Raw genomic sequence first — 25924 nt, forward strand, 5'->3', positions numbered from 1 at the left:
CGGCTATAAAGGCGCTCCCATGCCGCTCGATCCCACGACCGCCCTCGACGCCCTCCGCAAGGTGATGGACCCCGAGCTCCGCCGCGACCTCGTGTCGCTCGGGATGGTGAAGGACGTCGTGGTCGAGGGCGACACCGTCCGGCTGAAGGTCGAGCTCACCACGCCGGCGTGCCCGCTCAAGGACACCATCGGCCGCGACGTGAAGGCGGCCCTGGAGGGCGCCGGGTTCCGCAGCGTCGAGCTGTCCTGGGGCGCCCAGGTCCGCGCGGCGCCGGGAGCCGCCCAGGGTCAGCTCACGCCGGGCGTGAAGAACATCATCCTCGTCGGTGCGGGCAAGGGCGGGGTCGGCAAGAGCACGGTGGCGGTGAACCTCGCAGCGGGTCTCGCGCGCACGGGGGCGAAGGTGGGCATCCTCGACGCGGACATCTACGGACCGTCCGTCCCCATGCTGACCGGCGTCACCGACCGGCCCACCTCCAGGGACGGCAAGAAGCTCGAGCCCCTCCACGCCCACGGCATGAAGGTGATGTCGATCGGGTTCCTCGTGGATCCCGACCAGGCCCTCATCTGGCGCGGGCCGATGGTGACGGGCGCGCTCATCCAGCTGCTGCGCGACGTGAACTGGGGCGACCTCGACTACCTCGTCCTCGACCTGCCGCCGGGCACCGGCGACATCCCGCTCACGCTCGCCCAGAACGTCCGGGCCGCCGGCGTGGTGCTCGTGTCGACGCCGCAGGACCTCGCGCTCGCCGACGTCATCCGCGCGAAGCTCATGTTCGACAAGGTCTCCATCCCGGTGCTCGGCATCGTGGAGAACATGTCCGCCTTCGTCTGCCCTCACTGCCGCAGCGAGACCGCCATCTTCGACAAGGGCGGCGCGCGGACGGCCGCGGAGAAGATGGGCATCCGCTTCCTCGGGGACGTTCCCATCGACCTCGCCATCCGCGAGGGCGGCGACAAGGGGGTGCCGGTGGTCGTCGGGCAGCCGGACAGCCCGCAGGCCGCGGCGCTCCTCGCGGTGGCGAAGAACGTCGCGGGCGCGGTGAGCACGCAGGTGCTGAAGGCGCCGCGCCTGCCGGTGATCGGCGCGCAGCCGCGCGCCTGACGAGGCGACCATGGAGCGACCGCCGCCGGAGCAGGACGATCCCTTCGCCCCGCCTGACGAGCTGCAGCTCGAAGGCGGTGACGCCGCCGAGGGCGGAGGGCCGCGCGGGCTCATCCCCGACGCGGTGAAGAAGGCGATCCTGGCCGGCGTGGGCGCGGTGTTCATGACGGAGGAGGGCGCCCGCCGGCTCGCGCGCGACTGGAAGTTGCCGAAGGACGTGATCGGCTTCGTCGGCACCCAGGCCCACGCCGCGAAGGACGAGATCCTGCGCGCGGTCGGCGACGAGATCCGGCGCTTCCTCCAGTCCGAGGCGCTCCGCCGCGAGTTCCTGAACGCGCTCGCGGACAGCACCGTCGAGGTGAAGATGGAGATCCGGGTGCGGCCGGACGCGCACGGCACGCCGCGCGCCGAGGTGAAGAGCGCCGCGCGGCGGAAGCCCGCGAAGAAGGGCCGCAAGCGGTGAGGCGCGCCGCGCGTCTCCTGGCGCTGCTCGGCGCGATCGCGGTGGGGCTGTTCCTCGCCCGGGCGGCACCCGAGGACGTCGTGCTCGTCTACGATCTCCCCGGCGCGGCGGCCGCCACGACGCTCGACATCGAGCTCCGGCGGGACGGCGAGGTGATCCGGCGCGCGGAGTTCCCGGTGGGGGCGCGGGAGCGGCAGATCCGGCACGCGCTCCGGCTCCCACGCGGCCGTTACGGGCTCGCGTGGCGCACGGCCGGACCCGAGGGGGCGCGGCGCGGGGAGCGGGACCTCGAGGTGACGGAGGAGGGTACGATCGTGCTCCCGCTGGGGCGGTAGCCCGGCGCTCTCCGCCCTGGCCTGCGCGCCGACCCCTGAACATCGTGAGGGAGATGATCGACCTGCACTTCCTCGCGGATGGGCTCGCGGTCGGCGCACGGTTCCCGATGCAGGCGGCGGCTCGCCTGGCGGGAGAGCACAAGATCACCAGGGTGGTCGACGTGCGCGTCGAGGCCTGTGACGACGCGGCCGTCCTCGCGCTCCACGGCATTTGCCTCCTGCACCTCCCCACCCACGACACCTGCGCCATCTCCCAGCGGATGATCCGGGAGGGCGTGTCCTTCGTCTGCCGGGCCCTCGAGCGCGGCGAGCGCGTCCTGGTTCACTGTCAGTACGGCATCGGACGAAGCGCCCTGCTCGCGCTGTGCGTGCTCGTCGCGCGGGGCCGCGCGCCGCTCGAGGCGCTCGCGCTCGCCAAGGACGCGCGCCCGGTGGTGTCGCCGAGCCCGGAGCAGCTCGAGGCGTTCATCGAGTTCTGCGAGCGCCATCGCGGCGACGCCGGCGCTCCCTGGTCCGTGCCGACGTTCCACGAGCTCGCCGAGATCGCCTACCGCGACCTCGATGGCCGCGCCTCGCGGGAGGCGGCGCGGGCGGCCTCCACGCGCGCCGGCTAGCCCCGGCGCGCGCACCGCGGGCCCAAGGCTCCTGGCGGCGAGCTCGCGCTGGTCGCGCCCCGCCTGAGGTCTCGCCTCCGAAGCCCGTTCGGGACAGGCTCGGGGCGCTCATCACCACAGGCGGGACCGCGCCCACGCGGCCTGCACGGGAGGCGCGGATGGCCATCGAGCGGATCGCGATCGTCGGGGCGGGGCAGATGGGGTCCGGCATCGCACAGGTCGCCGCGGCGGCCGGGCTCTCGGTCGTGCTCGCCGACGCCGCGCCGGAGCTGGCGCGCAAGGCCGTCGAGAAGCTCGGGGCGACCCTCGGCAAGCTGGTCGAGAAGGGCAAGATGTCCGCCGCCGATCGCGACGCGATCCTCGGCCGGATCGAGCCGGCCGCGCGCCTCGAGGACTGTGCCGGCGCGGACCTCGCGGTGGAGGCGATCGTCGAGAACGAGGGGGTGAAGAAGGAGCTCTTCCGCAAGCTCGACGCGCTCCTGCCCGCGCACGCGCTCCTCGCCTCCAACACGAGCTCGATCTCCATCACCGCGCTCGCCGCGGCCACGAGGCGGCCCGCGCAGGTCATCGGGATGCACTTCATGAACCCGCCGCCGGTGATGCAGCTCATCGAGATCGTCCGCGGCCTGCAGACCTCGGACGCCACCTACGAGGCCGTCGTCGCGCTCGCGAAGCGATTCGGCAAGACGACCGTCACCTCGAAGGACTCTCCGGGGTTCATCGTGAACCGGATCCTCATCCCCCTCCTCAACGAGGCCTGCTTCGCGCTGCAGGAGGGGCTCGCCTCGCCGGAGGACATCGACGCCGGCGTGAAGCTGGGCCTCAACCACCCGATGGGCCCGCTCACGCTCGCGGACTTCATCGGCCTCGACACCTGCCTGTTCATCGCCGAGGTGCTGCACCGGGAGCTCGGCGACGACAAGTACCGGCCGGCCCCGCTGCTCCGCCAGTACGTCGCGGCGGGCTGGTACGGCCGGAAGACGGGCCGCGGCTTCTACCGCTACGACGCCTGACACGGCGGCCTCGGGCGGCCTTCGGAGACGACGATGACCTACGAGAACATCCTGTGGGACGTGCAGGACGGGATCGGCACGCTGACCTTCAACCGGCCGAAGGTCCTGAACGCGATGAACGCCCGGACCTTCGAGGAGCTCGCCGACCTGGTACGGGCGGTCGAGGCAGACCCGGCGCTCCGGGCGATCGTCGTGACCGGCGCCGGAGAGAAGGCCTTCGTGGCGGGCGCGGACATCGCGGCGATGTCGGCGATGAACCCCGTCGACGCGCGGCGGTTCGCGGAGGCGGCGCACGACGTGCTCGAGCGGCTCGAGCGGCTGCCGATCCCGACCATCGCCGCGGTGAACGGCTACGCACTCGGGGGCGGGTGCGAGGTGACGCTCGCCTGCGATCTCGTGTACGCGAGCGACCGCGCGCGATTCGGCCAGCCCGAGGTGAACCTCGGGCTCATCCCCGGCTTCGGGGGCACGCAGCGGCTCGCGCGGCGCGTCGGGGTCATGCGCGCCCTCGAGATCGTCCTCACCGCCGAGCCGATCGACGCCGCGCAGGCGAAGGCGATCGGCCTCGTGCTCGACGTCCTGCCCGCGGCGGACCTGCTCGCCCACGCGCGCGAGAAGGCGCGGAAGATCGCCTCCAAGGGGCCGGTGGCGGTCGCGCAGGCGAAGCGGGTGCTGAGGCGCGGGGCGGAGCCGGATCTCGCCACCGCGAACGAGCTCGAGCGGCAGGCCTTCGCGGCGCTCTTCGGGAGCGCGGACGCGAAGGAGGGCATGCGGGCCTTCCTCGAGAAGCGCCCTGCGAAGTGGACCGGCGCCTGACAGATGAATCATGATTCGCAGCCAGCGAGCGAAGCGAGCCGCCGGGGCGACACCGCGTTCGCGGCGGAGCCGCCCGCGGTGGCGCACGGGACCCGGCGAGCCTTGCTCGACGGGGCGGGGGCGCAGCCCCCGTTAGATCATCCGGGGTAGGCCATGGACATCCAGCTCACCGAGGAGCAGCGCCAGGTCCGGGATCTCTGCCGCGAGTTCGCGCAGAAGGAGCTCGCGCCGAACGCCCGCCGCTGGGACGCGGACCACGTCTTCCCCCGCGAGGCGGTGAGGCAGCTCGCCGAGATGGGGCTCATGGGGGTCGCCATCCCGCCGGAGTGGGGCGGCGCCGGCATGGACAACGTCGCCTACGCCATCGCCATGGAGGAGATCAGCGCGGGCTGCGCCGGCACCGGCGTCATCATGAGCGTGAACAACTCGCTCTACTGCGATCCGCTCCTCAAGTACGGCACCGACGCACAGAAGAAGGAGTTCCTCGTCCCCTTCGCGAAGGGGGAGCGGCTCGGCTGCTTCGCGCTCACGGAGCCGATGAGCGGCTCGGACGCCGCCGAGATGCGGACCGTGGCCGCGCGGCGCGGCGACGAGTACGTCCTCGACGGCTCGAAGAACTTCATCACCAACGGACCGCAGGCGGACGTGCTGCTCGTGTTCGCCATGACGGACAAGGCGAAGAAGCACAAGGGCATCAGCGCCTTCCTCGTGCCGAGCGACGCGAAGGGCTTCACGCGCGGCAAGCCGGACGAGAAGGTCGGCATCCGCGCCTCCGGCTCGTGCTCCGTGTTCTTCGAGGGCTGCGCGATCCCCGCCCGCTTCCGGCTCGGGGAGGAGGGCGACGGGTTCAAGATCGCGATGGCCACCCTCGACGGCGGCCGCATCGGCGTGGCCGGGCAGGCGCTCGGGATCGCGCGCGCCGCGTTCGACGAGGCGCGCGCGTACGCCAAGGAGCGCAAGGCGTTCGGGCAGGTCATCTCGAGCTTCCAGGCCATCCAGTTCATGCTCGCGGACATGGCGACGGAGATCGACGCGGCGCGGCTGCTCGTCTGGCGCGCGGCGACGCTCAAGGACCGGGGCGTTCGCCACAGCGCCGAGAGCGCCATGGCGAAGCTGTACGCCTCGGAGATGAGCGAGCGGGTGACCTCGAAGGCCATCCAGATCCACGGGGGGTATGGCTACGTGAAGGAGTACGACGTCGAGCGCCACTGGCGCGACAGCCGGATCACCGAGATCTACGAGGGCACGAGCGAGATCCAGCGCATCGTGATCTCGGCCGCGGTGCTGAAGGACTAGCGCCTCCAGGACGCTCCATGACATTCGAGCCGAACGAGCTCCAGCAGGCGGTCCAGGAGACCGCCCGCCGCTTCGCGCGCGAGCGCATCGCGCCGGTCGCCGCCGAGAACGACCGGAGCGCCCGCTTCCCGCGCGAGCTCGTGCACGGCCTCGGCGAGCTGGGCCTGCTCGCCGTGAACGTGCCCGAGGCGTACGGCGGCTCGGGCGCGGGCGCCGTGGCCTACGCCCTCGCGCTCATGGAGCTCGCCGCCGCCGACTGCGCCACGGCCGTGATCGCGGCGGTGACGAACATGGTGGGCGAGACCATCGCCCGCTTCGGCACGGAGGCGCAGCGGCGCCGGTTCCTGCCGCCGCTCGCGTCGGGCGAGTGGGCCGCGGGCGCGTTCGGGCTGTCGGAGCCGCAGGCCGGCAGCGACGCGGCCTCCATGCGCACGCGCGCCGTCCGGCGCGGCGACGTCTGGGTGCTCGACGGGGAGAAGCAGTGGATCACGAGCGGCGACGTGGCGGGCGTGATCGTCGTGTGGGCCAAGACGGATCCGGAGGCGGGGACGCGGGGGGTGACCGCCTTCCTCGTCGAGCGGGACGCTCCGGGGCTCGTCGTCGGCCGGCACGAGGAGAAGATGGGCATCCGGGCCAGCTCGACCGTGTCGCTGGCGCTCGACGGGTGCGAGGTCCCGGAGGCGCAGCGACTCGGGCCGGAAGGGGAGGGGTTTCGCATCGCGCTCGCCGCGCTCGACGGCGGCCGGGTGGGCATCGCCGCGCAGGCGACCGGCACGATCCGCGCCGCCCTCGACGCCAGCCGCCGCTACGCGAAGGAGCGCCACGCCTTCGGGAGGCCCATCGCCGAGCACCAGGCGGTCGCGTTCATGCTCGCGGACATGGCCACCGACCACGAGGCGTCGCGGCTCATGACGCTCCGCGCGGCGGCGCTCAAGGAGGCCGGCGCGCCGTTCGCGCGCGAGGCCGCCATGGCGAAGCTGCTGGCCAGCGAGGCCGCGCAGCGAGCGGTGTCTCGCGCCGTGCAGATTCACGGCGGCTACGGGTACACCTCGGACTACTCCGTCGAGAAGCTCTTCCGCGACGCGCGCGTCCAGACCCTCTACGAGGGGACGAGCGAGATCCAGCGGCTCGTCGTCGCGCGCGAGGTCTTGCGCGACCTCGGGTGAAGCCTGCCGGCCCCGCGCTCGCGCGTCCGCCACTCGCCAGCCGGGACGGGCGGGCGGCCCTGCGCCGAGACGAACGACGGCAGAGCCGGCTCCGCGCGACGATCGCTCGGCAGGAGGTCCTGGCGGCTGGGATCCGCGGCGCCGCGATCCTCCGCGCGGACGCGCGCACCCCGCGCAGGGGCGTCCAGACCTGGGCCGGCCCTCGCGCTTGCCCGTCCGTGGGGGCGCGCCCACAATCCCGCGGTGGTCCTGCCATGTCCGAGCTCTTCCTCGCGCTGAACGCGGGATCCTCGTCGCTCAAGTTCGCGCTGATCGCGGACCGCGGCGGCGAGCTCCTCCACGAGGCGCGCGGTCAGTTCCAGCGCGTCGCGGGCGACGGCGAGCCGCACCTCGTCGCGCGGCGGGCGGACGGGACCGTCCTCGAGGATCGCCGCTGGCCAGCGAACGCCTACGTGGGCCACGAGGGCGCCTTGAAGGAGCTCCTCGCCTTCGTGCGGGAGGCGGTCGGCGCGGGGACGCTGGCGGGGGTGGCGCACCGGGTGGTCCACGGCGGCGCGGCGTTCGACGGGCCGGTGCTGGTCGACGAGGCGGTGCTCGCCCGTCTGCAGACGTTCGTCCCGCTGGCACCGCTGCACCAGCCGCACAACCTCGGGCCCATCCGGCTGCTGCGCCAGCTCGCGCCCGAGCTGCCCCAGGTGGCGTGCTTCGACACCGCGTTCCACCGCTCCCTGCCGCCGGTCGCGGAGCGCTTCGCGCTGCCCGAGGAGCTGCACGCGGCAGGCCTGCGGCGGTACGGGTTTCACGGCCTCTCCTACGAGTACGTCGCGGCCGCGCTGCGCGACCTGGACCCGGCCGCAGCCCAGGGACGCTCCGTCGTGATGCACCTCGGCAACGGGGCGAGCATGTGCGCGCTGCGCGGCGGGCGGAGCGTCGCCACGACCATGTCCTTCAGCGTCCTCGACGGCCTGTGCATGGGCACGCGCTGCGGCGCGCTCGACCCTGGGGCCGTGCTGTGGCTGCTGACCGCGCGCGGCCTGGAGACCGCGGACGTCGAGCGGCTCCTCTACGATCGGTCCGGGCTGCTCGGTGTGTCCGGCACCACGAGCGACATGCGCGCGCTGCTCGCCTCGAGCGACCCTCGCGCGCGGCTGGCCGTCGACCTGTTCGTCTACCGGATCGCGCGCGAGCTCGGGGCGATGGCGGCAGACCTGCAGGGGCTCGACGCGGTGGTGTTCACGGGCGGCATCGGCGAGAACGCGACCGCAGTTCGCGAGCGCGTCTGCCGCGACGCGGCGTGGCTCGGCGTCGAGCTGGATCCCGGCGCGAACGCCGCAGGCGGGCCGCGCGTCAGCGCGCCCGGGAGCCGGGTGACGGCGTGGGTCGTCCACACGGACGAGGAGCTGATGATGGCCCGCCACGCGCGGCAGGTGCTGGCGGAGAGGCGCCGGAGGGCGCCGGAGGGAGCGCGCATGACCGGGAAGGCCTCGAGTCTCGAGGGATCCGCAACGCTGTCCGCCTTCGGTCGAGCGCGCGCGACCGCCGCGGGAGCGCCCCTGACCGAGGAGGAGGTCCGTCGCCTCGACGCCTTCTGGCGCGCCTGCAACTACCTGGCGCTCGGCATGATCTACCTGCGCGACAACCCGCTCCTGCGCGAGCCGCTGCGCCCGGAGCACGTGAAGGACCGGCTGCTCGGCCACTGGGGCGCGAGCCCCGCGCTGTCGTTCGTCTACACCCACCTGAACCGCGTCATCCGGGCGCGCGGCCTGGACGTGATCTTCATGGCCGGGCCCGGTCACGGAGCGCCCGGCGTGCTCGGCCCCGTCTATCTCGAGGGCACCTACTCCGAGGTGTACCCGGACAAGAGCCTCGACGAGGAGGGCCTCCGGCGCTTCTTCAAGCAGTTCTCGTTCCCGGGTGGCATCGGCAGCCACTGCACGCCCGAGACGCCCGGCTCGATCCACGAGGGGGGCGAGCTCGGCTACGTGCTGTCGCACGCGTGCGGGGCGGCCTTCGACAACCCGGACCTCATCGTGACGGCGGTGGTGGGCGACGGCGAGGCCGAGACGGGTGCGCTCGCCACGTCCTGGCACGTGGGGAAGTTCCTGAACCCGATCCGCGACGGCGCCGTCCTGCCGGTCCTGTCGCTCAACGGCTACAAGATCGCGAACCCCACGCTGCTCGCGCGGATCTCCGGCGAGGAGCTCGTCGAGCTGCTGCGCGGCTACGGCTGGACGCCGTATCTGGTCGAGGGCTCGGATCCCGAGTCGATGCACCAGGCGATGGCGGCCACGCTCGACGCGTGCGTCGACGCCATCCGCGGCGCGCAGGCGGAGGCGCGCCGCACCGGCGTGGCCTCGCGCCCGCGCTGGCCCATGATCGTGCTGCGCGCTCCGAAGGGCTGGACGGCGCCGGCCGAGCTGGACGGCCACAAGCTCGAGGGCTCTTGGCGGTCGCACCAGGTTCCCATCGCGAACGCGAAGTCCGACCCGAAGCGGCTCGGGCTGCTCGAGCGATGGATCAGGAGCTACCGCCCCGAGGAGCTGTTCGACGCCTCCGGCGCCCCGCTCCCGGAGATCCGGGAGGTCGCGCCGAAGGGGCCGCGCCGGATGGGCGCGAACCCGCACGCGAACGGCGGTCTCCTCAAGCGCCCGCTCCGCATGCCGGACTTCAGGAAGTACGCGGTCCCGGTCGACGCCCCGGGAGCGGTCCAGGCGGAGAACACGCGGATCCTCGGCGTGCTGCTGCGCGACGTCATGAAGGCGAACCCCGAGAGCTTCCGGGTGTTCGGCCCCGACGAGACGGCCTCGAACCGGCTCGACGCGGTCTACGAGGCGTCGCGCAAGCTGTGGCTCGCGGAGAGCTTCCCGGAGGACGCCGACGGCGGGCAGCTCGCGCCCGACGGCCGCGTGATCGAGATGCTCTCCGAGACGACGCTGGAGGGCATGCTGGAGGGCTATCTCCTCACCGGGAGGCACGGCTTCTTCTCCTCGTACGAGGCGTTCGTCCACATCATCGACTCGATGTTCAACCAGTACGCGAAGTGGCTCGCCGGCTGCAACGAGCTCTCGTGGCGGGAGGAGGTCGCCTCCCTCAACCTGCTCGTCACCTCCACGGTGTGGCGGCAGGACCACAACGGCTTCACTCACCAGGATCCGGGCTTCCTCGACGTGGTGGTGAACAAGAGCGCGGAGGTGACGCGGATCTACCTTCCGCCGGACGCGAACTGCCTCCTCTCGGTGGCGGATCACTGCCTCCGCAGCGAGAACTACGTGAACGTGATCGTCGCGGACAAGCAGACGCACCTGCAGTACCTGTCCATGGAGGCGGCCGTCGCCCACTGCACCAAGGGCATCGGGATGTGGGACTGGGCCAGCAGCGACGAGGGCCACGAGCCGGACGTCGTCATGGGGTCCGCCGGCGACGTCGCCACCCTCGAGGCGCTCGCCGCCACCGCGTTGCTGCGCGAGGCCTTCCCCGACCTGAAGCTGCGGTTCGTGAACGTGGTGGACCTGTTCAAGCTCCAGCCCGAGACGGAGCACCCTCACGGCCTCTCGGACCGGGACTTCGACTCGCTGTTCACGGTGAGCGCTCCCATCATCTTCAACTTCCACGGCTACCCGTGGCTCATCCACCGCCTCGCTTACCGCCGCAAGGGCCACCCGAACCTGCACGTGCGTGGCTACAAGGAGAAGGGCAACATCAACACCCCCCTCGAGCTGGCCATCGAGAACCAGATCGACCGGTTCAGCCTCGCGATGGACGTCATCGACCGCGTGCCGCGCCTGCGCGACGTGGGCGCGCACGCGAAGGAGCGCCTGCGCAACCGCCAGCTCGAATGCCTCGCGCACGCGCACGAGCACGGCATCGACCCGCCCGAGATCGTGGGGTGGCGCTGGCCCGGTGCCGCGAGCTGAACCGCGACGTGTGACCGACGGGAGGCCATCGTGAATCCGACGCGCGCGCTGTCCGAGCTCGGCCAGAGCCTCTGGCTGGACCACATCACCAGCGCGGGCTGGAGCGGCGCGTCGCGGCCGGGCTGAGCCCCGACGTGCGGTCGGTGGCCTCGATCTTCCTCAGCCGCCGGGACGTGGCCGTGGGGCAGAGGGCGCCGCCGGTGCTGCGCCACGAGCTCGGCGTCGCGGTCGGACGGCAGGCGTACCAGGCGTATCGCGACGTGCTCGACTCCGATCGGTGGCAGCGGCTGGCCAACGCCGGCGCGCGGCCGCAGCGCCTCCTGTTCGCGAGCACGGGCACGAAGGATCCCGCCGCCTCCGACATCCTCTACGTGCGCGGGCTCGCCGCCCCGAACACGGTCGACACGATGCCGGAGAAGACGCTGCTCGCCTTCGCCGACCACGGCGAGCTGAGCGGGGCCATCCCCAGGGACGGGGGAGACGCGCAGCAGGTCCTCGCGGCCTTCGCCCAGGCCGGCGTGGACCTCGGCGCGCTCGCGACCACCCTGCAGGAGGAGGGCGCCCGGTCGTTCGCGGCGTCCTGGAAGGCGCTGATGGGCTCGATCGAGAAGAAGCGCGACGCGCTGCGCTGAGCGCGTGCCCGCGGTCGCCGCGTCCGGATCGCGATCGGTGTTCAGGCGACGCTGGAGCCGACGTCCTCGTCCGTGTCGATGAGGTGCCCGGTCCGCTCGCGCTTCACCCGCAGGTACTCCACGTTGTGCGGGTTGGCGGGCGAGGGCAGCCCGATGCGGCCGCGGACCACGATGCCCGAGGCCTCGAGCCCCTCGATCTTGAGCGGGTTGTTCGTGACGAGCTCCACCGAGCGGACGCCGAGCAGCCGGAGCATGTCGGCGGCGACGTCGTAGCGGCGGAGGTCGTCGGGGAAGCCGAGCAGCCGGTTCGCCTCGAAGGTGTCGTGGCCCTTCGCCTGGAGCGCGTACGCCCGGATCTTGTTGCCGAGCCCGATCCCGCGGCCCTCCTGGCGCAGGTAGACGAGCACGCCGCGGCCGCGCTCGGCGATGAGATCGAGCGCGCGATCGAGCTGGGCGCGGCAGTCGCACTTCAGCGAGCCGAGCACCTCGCTCGTGAGGCACTCGGAGTGGACGCGGACCGGGACGGCGTCCCCGGCGACGTCGCCGAGGACCATGGCCAGGTGCTCCGCGCCGGTGCGCGGGTCGCGGAACACGACGGCGCGGAAGAGGCCGCGATGGGTGGGGAGAGGGGACTCGCCGTAGATGAAGACGCTCTCGCTGCGCAGCTTGCGGCCGGTCACGGCCACCACGTCGCCCATGTCGTTCGCCACCTCCGCGCATCCCGCGACGACGGGACCCCGGCTCGAATAATGGCGCGCGGTGACGAGGGTCAAGAGGAAGTCCGACCCGTCGTCGGGGCGCTCGCGGAGGACCGGGTGTGCGTTGACACGGCGGACGCCGGCGATTAGACGAGCCTCGAATGGGCGCCGACCTCTCATCCGGAGACCTCGCGCGGGCGACCGGCAACACGGTCCGCACGATCCGGTTCTACGAGGAGGAGCGGCTGCTCACGCCGGCGGTGGTGAGCGACGGTGGGCACCGCCGTTACACCGAGGACGATCTGGAGCGCCTGCGGCTCATCACCGACCTGCGCGAGCTCGGGCTGTCGCTCTGCGAGATCCGCTCGATCCTGGAGCTGCGGACCGGCTGTCACAGCGCCGCGGAGTTCGCGATGCGCTTCCAGCAGGTCCTGGCGGGCCACCTCGAGCAGGCCCAGCGGCGGCTCGAGCGGCTCCGGCGCGTGAAGCGCGAGCTCCTCGACGCGCTGTCGACCATCCAGGCGCGCCTGTCGTCCGCGGGCGTCGAGCAGTGCGCGTGCGCGGTGGCCGAGGAGGCGCATGCGCCGCGGATCGTGCGCGTGCTCGCGCGCCAGCAGGGCTGCTGCCGTCACCATCCGCCCGCGGAGGTCGCCCCCGAGGTCGCGGACGGCGAAGGCCCGGCGCCGCGGAAGAGCTCCGCAACCTAGAGCGCCGGTCGTCGGGTGGGGCGCGTGACGCCGCCGCGACATCGGCTGCGGGCGACTCGACCGCGGCTCGCGAACCTCCGGGGATCGGCGCCGGCGGACGCCAGCTCGGCCGGCGAGGCGCCGAGTTACCATAATCTACATTATCGGACTCAAGGGGCGGAGCCCTCGGTCCCTCACGGAACCGCCATTTTCGAGTACGATCGCCAACTCTCCCAGCTTCGCGGTCGGTCGTGCCCGCGCTCCAGCAGGCCCGGAAGCTGGAAGCTGACGAGCACATGGCAGAGCGCTTCCGCATACCAGCTCCCCCGCGCCTCCCGCCCTTGGCGGCGTCCGCGGTGGCGATCGGCCTGCCGCTCCTGATGTTCGCCCTGGACTCGGTGTTCCGGGTCCTGCTCGAGGGCGTTCCCTTCGTCCTCTTCCTGCTCGCGGTGGCGCTGGCCTCGTGGGTGGGCGGCCTCGTCCCCGGCCTCGTGTCCGTGGCGCTCTCCGCGGCGCTCGGCTACGCCTTCCTGCGAGGCTCCGCCGACCCGGCCACGGTGTCGGGTGCGCACCTGGCCATCGCCGTCTTCATCCCGGCCGCCGCCGTGATCACCGCCATCGGCGCCGCCGCGCGCGCGGGTTTCCGCGAGCGGGAGCGCGTCGCCGAGACGCTCCGGCGCAGCGAGGCGCGCGAGCGCGCGAAGGCCGAGGAGCTGCAGGCCATCATGGACGCCGTGCCGGCCGCGGTGCTCATCGCGCACGATCCCGACGCCCGGACGCTCACCGGGAGCCGCGCGGCGTACGACCTGCTGCGGGTCCCGCCGGGCGTGAACGTCTCCAAGAGCGGCGAGCGGCCGCCCGTGCACTACCGCGTGATGAGGAACGGCAAGGAGCTCTCCCCCCAGGAGCTGCCCACCCAGGTGGCCGCCCGGAGCGGAGCGCGAGCGCGGGACGTCGAGTTCGAGATCGTCTTCGACGACGGGACGCGTCGCACCCTCCTGGGCAACGCGGAGCCGCTCTTCGACGACCAGGGGCGCTCCCGCGGCGCCGTGTCGGCGTTCGTCGACGTGACGAAGCTCTCCGAGGCCGTGCGGACGCGCGACGCGTTCCTCTCGATGGCCTCGCACGAGCTGAAGACGCCGATCACGTCGCTCCAGCTCCAGGTCGGCTCGCTCCTGCGCGCCCGGGAGGGCGTCCCGGCGCCGGTGGCGAAGGCGGCCGACGCGACCCGGCGCCAGGTCGTCCGCCTCACCTCGCTCGTGAACACGCTCCTCGACGTCTCACGTCTGAACGAGGGGCGCCTCCAGCTGGAGATCGAGCCGGTGGACCTCTCGGCGCTCGTGAGCGAGGTGGCGTCCCGCTTCGTGGCCGAGACGGAGCGCTCGGAGTCGCGCATCCGCGTCGACGCGGCGGAGGCGGTCTGCGGGCGCTGGGACCGGCTCCGGCTGGAGCAGGTGCTGACCAACCTCCTCTCGAACGCGCTCAAGTACGGCGAAGGCAAGCCCGTCTCGGTGCGCGTCCAGTCCGACGGCGCCACCGCCAGGCTCGCGGTGGTCGATCACGGCATCGGCATCGCGCCGTCCGAGCAGCGACGCATCTTCGAGCGGTTCGAGCGCGGGCCCGCGACGCGCGGCTACGGCGGGTTCGGGCTCGGGCTCTGGATCACGCGCGAGATCGTGAGCGCGCTCGGCGGCACGATCCACGTGGAGAGCGCCCCGGGCGCCGGCTCGACGTTCCGGGTCGAGCTTCCCGTCACCGGGCCCGCGGCCGGCGCGTCGGCGTCCGAGCGGGGGGATCCCGCCTAGCTGGCCCCTCCCTCCGGGAGGTTGTCCGAGGCGGCGAGCGTCGGGCCCTCGTGCACGAACTGCCGGCTCTCGTCGCTGAGCGTCCGTCGCGCGAACTTCGAGCCCGCTCCGGCGCGGACCTCCTCCGCCGTGAGGGTCAGGTAGACGTCCCCGTCGACGACCTCGCTCGCGAGCTCGATCGGCACCGAGTAGTCTCTCAGCGAGTGGCCGCTCTCCACGAGGATGCTCCGCTCCTCGAGGCGGATGATCGTCCCGAGCGCCTCGCCGCCCCGCGCGCGCACCGTCATGTTCTCGCTCAAGTCTGCCGTGTGGACCATGTCGCCCTCCCCGCGTCCGAGCACGTCGACGTGAGCAGACGATAGCGCCGCGAGGCGTGCCGCGCGCCTGGAGCTGGCGGTCGGTCGACAGGTCTCGTCCTTGGGAGAGGCGTCGGGTCGTGTCCTCTGCGCCCGCTCGCCTCTCCGTCCGCCGGGCGGCCCGAGCAGCGCGCTGGACGCCGGGTCGCGAGGGGCCGCCGCTCACCCGGCGCGTACCACCGCCACCGATCCTTCGGCCTTGCGCTGGATCTCGATGCGCGCCGGGATGCGCCGGCGCAGCTCGGCCACGTGCGAGATGACCCCCACCACCCGGCCGCTCTTCCGCAGGTCCTCGAGCGTGCGCACCGCGTCGTCGAGGGTTTCCTCGTCGAGCGAGCCGAAGCCCTCGTCCACGAAGAGCGCGTCGAGCCGCAGCCCTCCGGAGCGGCGCAGCACCACGTCGGAGAGGCCGAGCGCGAGCGCGAGGCTCGCGAGGAAGCTCTCGCCCCCGGAGAGCGCGCCCACGGGCCGGTCCGTCACGCCGGTCCAGGCGTCCTCCACCACGAGCGAGAGCCCCGACGCCTGGTTCCGCCGAGCGACGGCGGTGTCGTGGCGCAGCCTGAAGCGGCCACGCGACATCTGCAGCAAGCGGCGGCTCGCGGCCTCGGCGACCTCCTCGAGCCGCGCGGCGAGCACGAAGCGCTGCAGGCTCATGTTGAGCGCGTTGTGCCCCCGCGCGATCTCGGCGACCTTGCCCGCCACCGCGAGCTCGCGCGCGAGCTCCGCCGCGCGCGCCTCGAGCTCCCCGAGGCGCGCCTCGAGCTGGCGCAGCCGCTCGTGGTCCTTCTCGAGCCGGACGACCGCGTCGCGCGCGGCGCCCGCCGCGCCGGCCGTGGCCGCCCGCCGGGCCTCGAGCGCCGGGAGGTCCGGGGCGGAGGCGCCCGAGAGCTCGGCCTCGAGCGCCCCGGCCCGCTCGGCGGCGGCCCTGGCGGCCACCGTGCGGGCCTCGAGCGACTCCTCCAGCGCCGACCGCTGCTCGGGCGCGAGCAGGGCCGCCTCGCAGGCGGCGAGCCCGTCGAACCCCGCGGCCGCGCAGGCCTCCGCCGCCGCCGCGTGCGCCTCGGTCGCGGCGGCCTCGGCCCTCGCCGCCTCCTCGGAGCACGAGGCGAGCCGCTCGAGCGCGGACGCGTGCCCGGCCCCGGCCTCGCCCGCGGCGCGGCGGGCTGTCGCAGCGGCCGCCTCGAGCGCGTCGAGCTCCCTCCGCGCCGCCGCGAGCTCGGCGGGCGTGTCCGGCCCCGCCCCCGCCGCCTGAACCTGCCGCGCCAGCTCGGCGCCGGCCGCCTCGGCGGCCGCGACGTGCTGCTCGGCCGCGGCGCGCCTCGCGCCGGCCGCCTCTTGCCGGGCGCGCGCCGCCTCCACCTCGCCGCGCGCGCTCGTCGCCTCGACGTCCAGCGCGCGCACCCGGGCGGCGGCCTCGCGCGCCCGCTTCAGCGCGGCGGCGGCCTCGCGCGACTCGCCCTCGATGGCGGCCGTCGCTCGCGCGTCCCCCTCGGCGGCGCCGGTCGCGCGCTGGTGGGCCTCGGCGAGGAGCCCGGCCGTGGTCGCGCGGCGCTTCTCCGCCTCCGCCGCGCGCTCGGAGAGCCGCCGCTCTGCGGCCCGGGCCTCGTCGATCTCCTCTCGCTCCGGCACCCGCTCGCGCGAGCGCGCCGGAGCCGGGTGCTCCGCCGAGCCGCACACCGCGCACGGATGGCCGGGGGCCAGCTTCTTCGCGAGCCAGGCCGCGAGCTCACGCTCGCGCGCCGCGGCGAGCCCGTCCGCGTGGGCCGTGGCCCGCCTCGCGGCCTCCGCGGCGTGGCGCGCCTCGCGCTCCTCACCCGCGAGCGCCTGCTCGAGCTTCGAGATCTCCGCGCGCCGGGCGTCGCGCTCCCGCGCGGCCCGGAGCCCCGTCTCCAGCCTCGCCGAGCGCTCCGCGCAGGCGCCCTCCTCCGCCGCCACCGGCCGGAGCCGGGCCGCCTCCGCCTCCAGCGCCGCGGGACGCGCCTCGGCGCTCGCGAGCGCCGCCCGGGCGCGCTCGTCCTCCGCGCGGGCGCTGGCCGCGGCCCGGCGCGACTCCGCCACGGCCCTGTCCGCCGCGGCGAGCCGCTCCAGCTCCGGGAGCACGCGCTCGAGGAGCTGCACCCGCGCCGACAGCTCCGTCCGCCGGGGCGCCTCCGCCTCGGCCTTCGCCAGCGCCTCGCCGGCCCTCGCGAGCGCCGCGACCGCCTCGTCGCGCCGTCCCGCTGCGAGCGCCTCGTCCTTCTCCCGCGCGACCCGGGCGACCTCGGCCTTCCGCGCGGCGGCGAGCTTCTCCCGGACGCGCTCCGCGGCGCTCGCCCGCGCGAGCCGCTCGCGATCGCGCGCGAGGTCCGCCGCGCCCGCCTGCGCCCGCGCCGACTCCTCGCGTGCGCGCGCGAGCGCCTCGAGGCGGGCCGCGAGCTGCCGGCCCGCGGCGAGCGCGTCGAGCGCCGCGGCGTCGTCGACCGCGCGCGCGGCCGCCTCGCCTCGCGCCTCGGCCAGCCGCGCCTCGAGCGCCTCGCGCCCCGACGCCAGCGCGCCCGCGTCCGCTCCCCCGAGCACCTCCTCGCGGCGCTCCGCGAGCCGCCGCGCCGCCGCCTCGAGCTCGTTCTTCTTGCGGACGAGCAGCTCCTCCACGTCCTTGTAGACGGCGGTGCCGAAGAGCTGCTGGAGCAGCTCCTCCCGCTCGCGCGCGTCCGCGCAGAGGAGCCGCTTGAAGTCGCCCTGGGGGAGCAGCACGACGCGCGTGAACTGCTCGGCGCCCATGCCGAGCAGCTCCGTCACCTTCTCGGTCACGGCCGTCGGCTTCGTCGCGAGGGGCGCCTCGGCGCCCTCGCGCCAGAGGCTCGCGGTGGGTGCCTCCTCGATGGTCCCCTCCCCGCGCTTCTTCGGGCGCTGCCACGCCGCCGTCCGCTCTGCGCGGTACACGGCGGCGCCGAGGCGGAACCGGAAGACCACCCTCGGCGCGGCCCCCTCGGCGGCGCGGTCGGCGCGCAGGCGCCCGGTGCCGCGCGTGCCGGGGACGTCGCCGTAGAGAGCGAACGTCATGGCGTCGAAGAGCGTCGTCTTCCCCGCGCCGGTGGGGCCGTGGATGAGGAAGAGGTCCGCGCCCCCGAGGGCGTCGAAGTCCACCTTCTGCGCCCGGGCGTACGGCCCGAACGCCTGGAGCTCCAGGCTGAGCGGTCTCATGGCGGCGACACCCACCCGCATTGAGCTGCTGCGGCGCACGCTGCCTGCCTGCGCGGGGCAGACTCCTCCTTGCGCTGCTCGACGTGCCTTCCAGGCACGCCTGCGCTGCTCAGTCGTCGTGTGCCCCGCTCGGCGACGGCATCGTGTGCCTCGCTACGCTCAACGCAAGCGGGCGGCGCCATCACGCTGCCCGTTCCTTGCGGGCGATCTCGGCGAGCGCCCCCGCGAAGACCTCGCGGTGCTCGGGCCCGGGCGTCGCGCCCGCCACGGTCTCGAAGAAGGCCTCGAAGAGCTTCAGATCGTCGCCGCCGGCCCCGTCGACGCGCGACGCGAACGTCCCATCGCCGCCGCCCTCGAGGTCCTTGCGCAGGACGTTCAGCACGTGCGCGAAGCGCGCCTGCAGCCGGTTCTTCGCGTCGAAGACGTACCCCTCGTCGGCCAGCGTCACCTCGACGAGGGCGCGCTCGAACGGCGCGAGGTCGCGTCGACGCAGCAGCTCGTCGAGCGTCCCCTCCAGGCGGACGACGTCGCGCCGGGCGCCGAGCGGCACGCGCTCGATTCGCGTCGCGCCGCGCTCGACCTCCGCGAGGACGACGCCCTTCTCGTGGCCCGCCTCGCCGAACGAGTACTTGAGCAGCGAGCCGGAGTACCGCATCCCGGGCGCGACCTCCTGCGGCGCGTGCAGGTGCCCGAGCGCGACGTAGTCGAACCCGGCGAGCGCGGCGGCCGGCACGCAGGCGGATCCACCCACCGCGAGCGGCCGCTCGCTGTCGGGCGACTCGGCCGCGCCCTGCACGAAGGCGTGGGCGACGAGGACCGTGGGGAGCGGGCGCGCCGCGGCGTCGGCACGGACGCGGACCAGCACGCGCTCGGTCGCGGCGGCGTGGCCGCGCAGCGTCTCGTCGCCTTCCGCGCCGCGGACGACCTCGGGGTCGAGGTACGGCACCGGGTAGATGAAGCCCTTCCCGGGGATCTCGACGGGCTCCGCCGACCGCGCGTGCGTCCCGCGCAGGTGGACGCCACGGGCCTCGACCAGCCGCGCCCCGAAGGCGAGCCGCTCGGCCGAGTCGTGGTTCCCGGCGATGGCGACGAGCGGCACGCCGAGCGCCGCCACCTGGTTCAGAAAGTCGTCCAGGAGCGAGACCGCCTCGGCGGGAGGGACGGCCCGGTCGAACACGTCGCCCGCGATGAGGAGCGCGTCCGGACGCGCTTCCCGCAGGACCTCGCGCAGCCGCTCGAGCGCCCACGCCTGATCCTCGAGCAGCGACTCCTCGTGGAGCGCGCGCCCCAGGTGCCAGTCGGAGGTATGGAGGATGCGGAGCGCCACACCATGAGCGTACACGGGGGGCTGACATTCGGCGTCCGGCGGGGTCGAGGTCGGGGTCGAGGTCGAGGTCGCGGTCGAGGTCGGGGTCGGGGTCGGGGTCGGGGTCGAAGTCGCGGTCGGGGTCGGGGTCGAGGTCGGGGTCGAGGTCGAGGTCGAGGTCGCGGTCGAGGTCGCGGTCGCGGTCGCGGTCGAGGTCGAGGTCGCGGTCGAGGTCGGGGTCGAGGTCGAGGTCGCGGTCGAGGTCGCGGTCGCGGTCGCGGTCGCGGTCGAGGTCGAGGTCGCGGTCGAGGTCGAGGTCGAGGTCGAGGTCGCGGTCGAGGTCGCGGTCGCGGTCGCGGTCGAGGTCGCGGTCGAGGTCGGGGTCGGGGTCGAGGTCGAGGTCGAGGTCGAGGTCTCTTCATTCGTCACATCCCACGGCGACAGCACGCGCATTCGGGCAGGTCGTGTGCCGTCGCCCGTACGCAGACGGGGCTCGGGCATCGAGGGGAGAAGCGCTCAGTTCTCGGCGCGCCTCGCGCATCGCACGGGCGGGTCTTCGTCGCCGTCGACGCGAGGACTGGGGAGCGGGCGGAGCAGGTCCGAGGAAGGTCGCGCAACCGTCTAGCGGCATTCACTAATAGTACCTGCTATCTCCAGCGACAGCGCTTGCGGGCCACTCGAGTCCCAGTTGCGGTGGGTGAACGTTGCCCTCTTGACGAGGTTCGAGGCGAAACGCGCTTCGACGTCCGCGGTACGTCGAGAGCACGTACCTCGCGAGCGCAGGCAGGCCGCGCCGTGCGCGTCCGGCGCGCCGCGTGGACGGCGAAGGGGCGGGGCCGGAAAGCGGCGCAGGCGCGATCCTGGTGCGTTTCCGAAGGGGCCGACATCGCGTGTTACGAAGGGTGCACAGGAGGTGCACCATGCCCGCGATCGCCCCTTCCGTCCTCGACTCGACCCTGCTCGCCCAGCGCCTGCGCGAGCTCGCAGGCCAGGAGCGCGACGTTCAGGTCGAGTTCCTCCTCCACCTCGAGGTGTTCGATCGCCGCCGCGCTACGTGGACGCCGGGTACCCCTCGCTCTGGGCGTATTGCCTGGAGGTGCTCCACCTGCGCGAGGGCGCTGCGGGGCGACGCATCCAGGCGATGCGGGTGCTGCGCCGGTTCCCCAGCCTCGAGGACGCCCTGCGCGACGGGCGCCTGAGTTTGTCCACCGTCCAGCTGCTCGGCCAGGTGCTGACCGAGGAGAACCTGCCCGACCTCGTCGCCCGGGCCGCGTACCGCACCAAGGCGGAGGTGGATCACCTCGTCGCCTCGCTCCAGGCGCGCACCGCTCCGCGGGCGGGCGTGCGCAAGCTGCCCGACCGCGCCTCAGCCGCGAGCGCCCCGGCGCTGCCGCTGGCGGTAGTGGATGCCGGACCTGCCGAGCCGCAGGAGGCGATCCCCGTGCCTCGGGCGGCTGCTGGTGGGTCGCCGGCCACGGTTTCCGCCCCACTCGACCCGCCTCGCCCGAAGCCGCGGGCGGAGACCCGCGCCGTGAGCGAGAGCGACTGGTCGCTGCGGGTCACCATCGACCGGGGCTGCAAGGAGGACCTCGAGACGCTCACCGCGCTGCTCTCGCACAAGATCCCGGACGGCGATCTCGCGGCGGTGCTCCGGGAGGCGATCCGCTGCGCCGTCGAGAAGCACGGCAAGCGCAAGGGCGCGATCGCGCCGGAGCGGCAGCGGAAGGCCGACCGGGAGACACGTCCCTCCGCCGAGCCCGCCGCGCCCACGAGCACGATCCCGGCGATAGTGCGGCGCGAGGTCTGGAAGCGCGACGGCGGACGCTGCGCCTGGGTCGCTCCGGACGGGCGGCGCTGCGACAGCCGCTGGCAGCTGGAGCTCGACCACATCCAGCCGCTCGCTCTGGGGGGGGCTCTCGACGCTCGACAATCTCCGGGTCGCCTGCAAGCCCCATAACCTGTTGCACGCCGAACAGACCTACGGGCGCGAGCACATGGATCGTTTCCGGCGTGAGAGCGTCTCCGAGCGGACGGGGCATGCCGGCACCGCGCCAGCTGCCATTCAGCAGGGCTTGTGGGCAACGTGACCGCTGACGGCGGAACGGGAGCTAAGCCGACCGCAGCGCGGCGCGGCGACGCGGCGGACGCGCGCGGTCGGAGTCGCTGTCGCTGTCGAAGTCCCTGTCAGCTCATCGAGGCACGATCCCGCGGCGGGGTGCGCTGTCGCCGCCGCGGGATCCCTTCGTCCTACGCCGCGCTCACCGCCTCGTGGCCGCCCGCCACCTCACCCGCCTCCAGCGCCACCGCCGCCGCGTGGATCACCGCCGCGATCCGGACGGCGTCGTGGACCGCCTCCTCCCCGATCCCGCCCTTCACGACCACGTCCTCGTGCGTACGGACGCAGGCCTCGCAGCCGTTGATGGCGCTCGCCGCGAGCGAGAAGAGCTCGAGGTCGGCGCGGCTCGTCGCGGGCTGCGCGAGCCGGCCCATGCGCAGGCGTGCGGGCATCTCGGTGTAGCCGGGCTTCCCGACCATGTGGCGGAACCGGTAGTAGACGTTGTTCATCGCCATCAGCGCGGCGGCCGCGAGGCCGTCCTCGGCGGCGGAGTCGAGGCCCCGGCTCCGCGCCTCGGCGAGGACCGCGGAGAGGAGCGCCGGCTGGCGCGCCGCGGCGGCGGAGGCGACGGCCACGCCCCAGCGCTGCCCCTCGGTGAGCGCGCCGCCCTGGAGCACCGCCTGGAGGTTCAGGCGGACGTCGCGGGCGGCGTCGGGCAGCGCCTCCCGCAGGCGATCGACCGGGCTCACCGCGCCACCTCCAGGGTCGGCTCGCCCTTCCGCCAGTTGCAGGGGCAGAGCTCGTCCGTCTGCAGCGCGTCGAGCACGCGCAGCGTCTCGTCCACGTTGCGGCCCACGGAGAGGTCGTTCACGGAGACGTGGCGGATGACGCCCGCGGGGTCGACGACGTAGGTGGCCCGGAGCGGGACGCCGTCCGCGTGCAGGACGCCGAGCGCGGTCGAGAGCTCGCGCTTGGTGTCGGCCAGCATGGGGAACGGCAGGTCCTTCAGGTCCGGGTGGCTCTTCCGCCAGGCGAGGTGCACGTAGTGCGTATCGGTGGAGACGCCGAGCACCTGCGCCTCGCGGTCGCGGAAGTCGCGCTCGCGCCGGCCGAACTCGGCGATCTCCGTGGGGCACACGAAGGTGAAGTCCATCGGCCAGAAGAACACCACGCGCCAGCGCCCGCGGTGGCCCTCCGGCGTGAGCTCCCGGAACTCCTCGCCGGGGGCGAGGCTCACGACGGACTGGAGGCGGTACTCGGGGAAGCGGTCACCCACGGTCAGCATCTGGTCGGTCTCCCTTTCTCGGGCGGCGGAGGTCGCCGCGCCGCAGGGGTGAAGGTGCCGCCGGGGCGGTGATTTGCCCAATACATCCTCGGCATGAGTTCGTTAGGATCAGGCTATGACTCCGCTCCCGCCCCACGCCTTCACCCTCCGCCAGCTGCAGTACGCGCTCGCCGTCGCGGAGACCCTGAGCTTCCGGCGCGCCGCCGAGCGGTGCCGCGTCGCGCAGCCCTCGCTCTCCACGCAGGTCGCCCAGCTCGAGGCGGCCCTCGGCGTGCGCCTGTTCGAGCGCGACCGCCGGCGCGTCCTCGTCACCGCGGCGGGCGGGGCGCTCCTCGCGCGTGCGCGGCGCGTGCTCGTCGAGGCGGACGACCTCGCCGGCGCCGCGCGGGCGGCGGGCGACCCCCTCGACGGCGCGCTGCGGGTGGGCGTCATCCCGACGGTGTCGCCGTACCTGCTGCCCCGCGCCGCGCCCGCGCTCCGCGCCGCCTACCCGCGCCTCGCCATCACCTGGGTCGAGGACAAGACCGAGGAGCTCGTCCGGCGGCTCGACGCCGGCGCCCTCGACGCGGCGCTGCTCGCGCTCGAGGCCGAGCTCGGCGAGGTCGAGCACGCCGAGATCGCCCGCGATCCGTTCGTGCTCGCGACCCCGCGCGATCATCCGCTCGGCGCGCGCAGCGGCCCCGCCAGCGCGGCCGAGCTGCGCGGGGCGGACGTCCTCCTCCTCGACGACGGGCACTGCCTGAGGGCGCAGGCGCTCGACGTGTGCGCGCGGGCCCGCGCGCACGAGCTGGAGTTCCGGGCGACGAGCCTCCCCACCCTCGTGCAGATGGTCGCCGGCGGGGCGGGCGTGACGCTCCTGCCCGAGCTCGCGCTCGCCGCGGAGACACGGCGCGGGGACCTGCGCCTCCGCCCCTTCGCGGCCCCCGTCCCGCACCGGACCATCGCCCTCGTGTGGCGCCGCCGCTCGCCGCTCGCCCCCGCGCTCCAGCGGCTCGCGCGCACGGTCCGCGAGGCCTATCCGAAGGCGGGGCGCGCGTGACGCGCGCCCGGCGCCGCCGGCGAGGGCGTGCTCACGACGAGCGGAAGGCGGGCGCGAACACCGAGCGCGCCCAGGCCTCGATCGACGTGGGGGTGGACGTCGCGCCGGAGCGCGGCTGCGTCGCCTGCACCCTCCCCTCGTTCAGGCCGCGGGCGAGCTCGACGTAGATCGCCGCCAGCTCCTCCGGCAGCCCGGCCCGGACCATCGCCGCGTGCGCGTCCGCGTAGGGGAAGGCGACGTACGGGAGGTCGGGCCTGCCGATGGCCGCGCCCAGCGCGCGCGTGACCTCCGCCATGGTCAGGTCACGCTCTCCGTGCAGCTCCAGCACCTCGCTGCCGCGCCAGTCTAGGGCGAGCAGGCGCTGCGCGGCGACCTCGCCCACGTCGGCGGCGGCGAGCTGCTGGAAGCGCAGCTCGGCGGCGATCGCCCCGCCGCTCATCCCGGCCGACCGCACGAGCGGGATGGCCTCGAGGTGGTTCTCGAAGTAGTAGCCGGGCCGCAGGAAGAGCGCGCTCAGCGCCGGCACCTGCGAGAGGCGGCGCTCGAGGGTGTGCAGGCCGGCGATGGGGCCGGTCCCGCTCCCGTGCTGCGCGCCGAGGCTGGAGAGCGCCACCGCGTACGGCACCCGCGCGGCCTCGAGGCCCTCGGCGAGGATCCCCGCGACGCGGTCCTGCCACGCCCGGATTCCGGGACCCGGATACGGCGGGACGATCACGAACGCCGCGCCCGCGCCATCCAGCGCGCGCCGCACGAGCACGGGATCATCCACGCTCCCCAGCACCGGCTCCGCCCCCGCCCGGGCGAGCGCGCCGAGCGGCCCGGCGCTCCGCGCGACGGCGCGGACCGGACGGCCCTCCTCGGCGATCTTCCGGGCGACGACGGCGCCCACGTGGCCGGTGGCGCCGAACACGACGTAGACCTTCTCGGCCATCCGACCTCCACCGGTGACATGCGGAGAGGTGGCAGCCGCGGCCCGGTCCCTTTGGAGTGCAACGATGCGCCCGCTCTCGGGCCGCCTCCTGCTCGTCCGACCGGGCTCGGACCCGCTCGGCCCGTGTTACCCTCGCCCCCGATGACGCGTCTCCCAGCGCTCGGCATCCTGGTCGTCGTCCTCGCCCTCGGCTGCTCCGAGGCCGCTCCCGCCGCGGCCTCACCCTCCACGTCGCCCGCGCCCGGCGCCGGGCCTTCCGGCCCGGCCGCGCCATCGTCCGCGGGCGCGGACCCGGTCCCGGTCCCGGTGGTCGCGCCGACGCCCGGCGCGGACGTGCAGGCGCTCCCGCCGGCCGACGCCCCGGCTCAGGAGCGGGAGGCGGGGCGGCTCGCCGATCCCGGCTCCGCGCCGTCGGCCGCGACGCTCGTGCGCGAGGCGGTCGCGCTCGAGCCGACCGGCCCCATCCCGCTCGCGCGCGACGAGGAGACGGTCGTCGATCCCGCCGCGTCCTTCCGCGTCGAGCTCCGCGGCGAGGTCCCCGACGGCCGGCTCGTCCTGCTCGACGCAGCCGACGCCATCGTCCCCTCGAGCGGCATGAGAGAGGTGGGCGCGACCACCCGCTTCACGCTCGCGCCGGCGGCGCCGCTCGTCCCGGGTGCGCGCTACGTCCTGCGGCTCGACGGGGCCCGCGCGCGCGAGCTCCAGGACGTCGCGGGACGCACCTTCGGGCCGCTCAACCTGACCGTGCTCGTCGCCGGCGAGCCGCCGAAGCCCGAGCCGAAGCCAGCGCCGAAGCGGAAGCGCCGCCGCTGAGGGCGGCGCGCCGTCTGCCGCTCAGCCGAGCCGCTCGAGCTCGGCGAGCACCGCCCGGTCCGCCTCGAGGAAGTCGTACGAGGCGAGCGAGCCCCGCGGCGCCCAGGCGATCTCGGCGACGCCGATGGGCCGGGGCACCTCCGGTCCGAGGGCGCAGCGGTAGAAGGCGAGCTCGACCTCCAGCTCCGGGTAGGCGTGCGAATGGCGCAGCAGGAGCGGACCCACCTCCGCGCTGCAGCCGAGCTCCTCCGCGAGCTCGCGCCTGAGCGCGGCCGGCTCCTCCTCGCCCTCCTCGACCTTGCCGCCCGGGAACTCCCACTGGCCCGGCAGGCCGGGCCGGTCGGGGCGGCGCGTGATGAGGACGAGGTCCGCTCGGCGGATCACGGCGGCGACGACGCGCAGGCGCCTCACG

Annotated in this window: 22 protein-coding genes and 1 pseudogene; 15 read left to right on the top strand and 8 right to left on the bottom strand. The window is 74.3% G+C overall.

What is annotated here, in order from left to right; translation table 11 throughout:
- The first annotated feature begins 19 nt into the window (after positions 1–19).
- The 10 genes from ANAE109_RS10860 to ANAE109_RS10905 all read left to right on the top strand — a co-directional run bounded on the left by ANAE109_RS10860 (position 20) and on the right by ANAE109_RS10905 (position 11354).
- A complete protein-coding gene (locus tag ANAE109_RS10860) occupies positions 20–1105 on the top strand; it encodes an Mrp/NBP35 family ATP-binding protein (RefSeq protein ID WP_012096913.1) in 1086 nt (361 codons plus the stop codon).
- Between the two features lie 10 nt (positions 1106–1115).
- Entirely contained in the window at positions 1116–1568 is a 453-nt protein-coding gene (locus ANAE109_RS10865) for a hypothetical protein (RefSeq protein ID WP_012096914.1), read from the top strand.
- A complete protein-coding gene (locus tag ANAE109_RS10870) occupies positions 1565–1903 on the top strand; it encodes a hypothetical protein (protein ID WP_012096915.1) in 339 nt (112 codons plus the stop codon). Before ANAE109_RS10865 ends, ANAE109_RS10870 begins: the two co-directional genes overlap by 4 nt.
- Positions 1904–1956: 53 nt before the next feature.
- Positions 1957–2517 carry a dual specificity protein phosphatase family protein gene (locus tag ANAE109_RS10875; protein ID WP_012096916.1) on the top strand — a complete coding sequence of 187 codons (561 nt, stop codon included), beginning with the start codon at positions 1957–1959 and terminating at the stop codon, positions 2515–2517.
- Between the two features lie 158 nt (positions 2518–2675).
- Entirely contained in the window at positions 2676–3530 is an 855-nt protein-coding gene (locus ANAE109_RS10880) for a 3-hydroxybutyryl-CoA dehydrogenase (protein WP_012096917.1), read from the top strand.
- A gap of 33 nt (positions 3531–3563) precedes the next feature.
- Positions 3564–4346 carry an enoyl-CoA hydratase/isomerase family protein gene (locus ANAE109_RS10885; RefSeq protein WP_012096919.1) on the top strand — a complete coding sequence of 261 codons (783 nt, stop codon included), beginning with the start codon at positions 3564–3566 and terminating at the stop codon, positions 4344–4346.
- A 153-nt stretch (positions 4347–4499) separates the two neighbouring features.
- Positions 4500–5642 carry an acyl-CoA dehydrogenase gene (locus ANAE109_RS10890; protein WP_012096920.1) on the top strand — a complete coding sequence of 381 codons (1143 nt, stop codon included), beginning with the start codon at positions 4500–4502 and terminating at the stop codon, positions 5640–5642.
- 17 nt (positions 5643–5659) lie between these two features.
- Positions 5660–6808 carry an acyl-CoA dehydrogenase family protein gene (locus ANAE109_RS10895; protein WP_012096921.1) on the top strand — a complete coding sequence of 383 codons (1149 nt, stop codon included), beginning with the start codon at positions 5660–5662 and terminating at the stop codon, positions 6806–6808.
- Positions 6809–7062: 254 nt separating this feature from the next.
- On the top strand, positions 7063–10722 hold the full coding sequence (locus ANAE109_RS24125; protein WP_143827950.1) for a phosphoketolase: 3660 nt from the start codon (positions 7063–7065) through the stop codon (positions 10720–10722).
- A 143-nt stretch (positions 10723–10865) separates the two neighbouring features.
- The gene (locus tag ANAE109_RS10905; RefSeq protein WP_200860896.1) at positions 10866–11354 is read left to right on the top strand and encodes a transaldolase family protein; all 489 of its coding nucleotides are present in this window, start codon (positions 10866–10868) and stop codon (positions 11352–11354) included.
- A 41-nt stretch (positions 11355–11395) separates the two neighbouring features.
- Here the strand turns inward: ANAE109_RS10905 and ribA are convergent, their stop codons facing one another.
- Complete coding sequence (ribA, locus tag ANAE109_RS10910; protein ID WP_012096923.1) at positions 11396–12052, bottom strand: GTP cyclohydrolase II; 657 nt, start codon at positions 12050–12052, stop codon at positions 11396–11398.
- Positions 12053–12213: 161 nt separating this feature from the next.
- Here ribA and ANAE109_RS10915 point away from each other — a divergent pair, with 161 nt between their 5' ends.
- Both ANAE109_RS10915 and ANAE109_RS10920 read left to right on the top strand, forming a co-directional pair.
- Positions 12214–12759 carry a MerR family transcriptional regulator gene (locus tag ANAE109_RS10915; RefSeq protein WP_012096924.1) on the top strand — a complete coding sequence of 182 codons (546 nt, stop codon included), beginning with the start codon at positions 12214–12216 and terminating at the stop codon, positions 12757–12759.
- A gap of 275 nt (positions 12760–13034) precedes the next feature.
- The gene (locus ANAE109_RS10920) at positions 13035–14543 is read left to right on the top strand and encodes an ATP-binding protein (RefSeq protein ID WP_012096925.1); all 1509 of its coding nucleotides are present in this window, start codon (positions 13035–13037) and stop codon (positions 14541–14543) included.
- Here the strand turns inward: ANAE109_RS10920 and ANAE109_RS10925 are convergent.
- From ANAE109_RS10925 to ANAE109_RS25295, 3 genes are all read right to left on the bottom strand, one after another.
- Complete coding sequence (locus ANAE109_RS10925) at positions 14540–14860, bottom strand: hypothetical protein (RefSeq protein WP_012096926.1); 321 nt, start codon at positions 14858–14860, stop codon at positions 14540–14542. The two genes, ANAE109_RS10920 and ANAE109_RS10925, sit on opposite strands and share 4 nt — an antisense overlap.
- Positions 14861–15061: 201 nt before the next feature.
- The gene (locus ANAE109_RS23415; RefSeq protein WP_012096927.1) at positions 15062–18082 is read right to left on the bottom strand and encodes an AAA family ATPase; all 3021 of its coding nucleotides are present in this window, start codon (positions 18080–18082) and stop codon (positions 15062–15064) included.
- 181 nt (positions 18083–18263) lie between these two features.
- Positions 18264–19841 carry an exonuclease SbcCD subunit D gene (locus ANAE109_RS25295; protein WP_083776852.1) on the bottom strand — a complete coding sequence of 526 codons (1578 nt, stop codon included), beginning with the start codon at positions 19839–19841 and terminating at the stop codon, positions 18264–18266.
- A 467-nt stretch (positions 19842–20308) separates the two neighbouring features.
- Here ANAE109_RS25295 and ANAE109_RS10940 point away from each other — a divergent pair.
- Positions 20309–21475, top strand: a pseudogene (locus tag ANAE109_RS10940) (HNH endonuclease).
- 160 nt (positions 21476–21635) lie between these two features.
- On the opposite strand, the gene ANAE109_RS10945 reads toward ANAE109_RS10940, so the two are convergent.
- A complete protein-coding gene (locus ANAE109_RS10945) occupies positions 21636–22193 on the bottom strand; it encodes a carboxymuconolactone decarboxylase family protein (RefSeq protein WP_012096930.1) in 558 nt (185 codons plus the stop codon).
- Positions 22190–22729, bottom strand: coding sequence for a peroxiredoxin (locus ANAE109_RS10950; RefSeq protein ID WP_012096931.1), 540 nt, complete (start codon positions 22727–22729; stop codon positions 22190–22192). The genes ANAE109_RS10945 and ANAE109_RS10950 overlap by 4 nt, the downstream gene beginning before the upstream one ends.
- Before the next feature lie 115 nt (positions 22730–22844).
- Between ANAE109_RS10950 and ANAE109_RS10955 the strand changes: the two genes are divergently transcribed.
- Positions 22845–23768 (top strand): LysR substrate-binding domain-containing protein, encoded by a 924-nt coding sequence (locus ANAE109_RS10955; protein ID WP_012096932.1) that lies wholly within the window; start codon positions 22845–22847, stop codon positions 23766–23768.
- A gap of 31 nt (positions 23769–23799) precedes the next feature.
- Here ANAE109_RS10955 and ANAE109_RS10960 read toward each other — a convergent pair whose 3' ends face one another.
- A complete protein-coding gene (locus ANAE109_RS10960; RefSeq protein WP_012096933.1) occupies positions 23800–24699 on the bottom strand; it encodes an NAD(P)H-binding protein in 900 nt (299 codons plus the stop codon).
- 141 nt (positions 24700–24840) lie between these two features.
- On the opposite strand from ANAE109_RS10960, the gene ANAE109_RS10965 reads away from it, so the two are divergent.
- Positions 24841–25512, top strand: coding sequence for a hypothetical protein (locus ANAE109_RS10965; protein ID WP_012096934.1), 672 nt, complete (start codon positions 24841–24843; stop codon positions 25510–25512).
- Positions 25513–25533: 21 nt separating this feature from the next.
- Here the strand turns inward: ANAE109_RS10965 and ANAE109_RS10970 are convergent, their stop codons facing one another.
- Positions 25534–25923 carry an NUDIX domain-containing protein gene (locus ANAE109_RS10970; RefSeq protein ID WP_012096935.1) on the bottom strand — a complete coding sequence of 130 codons (390 nt, stop codon included), beginning with the start codon at positions 25921–25923 and terminating at the stop codon, positions 25534–25536.
- Position 25924: the final 1 nt, after the last annotated feature.

This window comes from Anaeromyxobacter sp. Fw109-5 (genome assembly GCF_000017505.1).
Taxonomy (GTDB): Bacteria; Myxococcota; Myxococcia; order Myxococcales; family Anaeromyxobacteraceae; genus Anaeromyxobacter.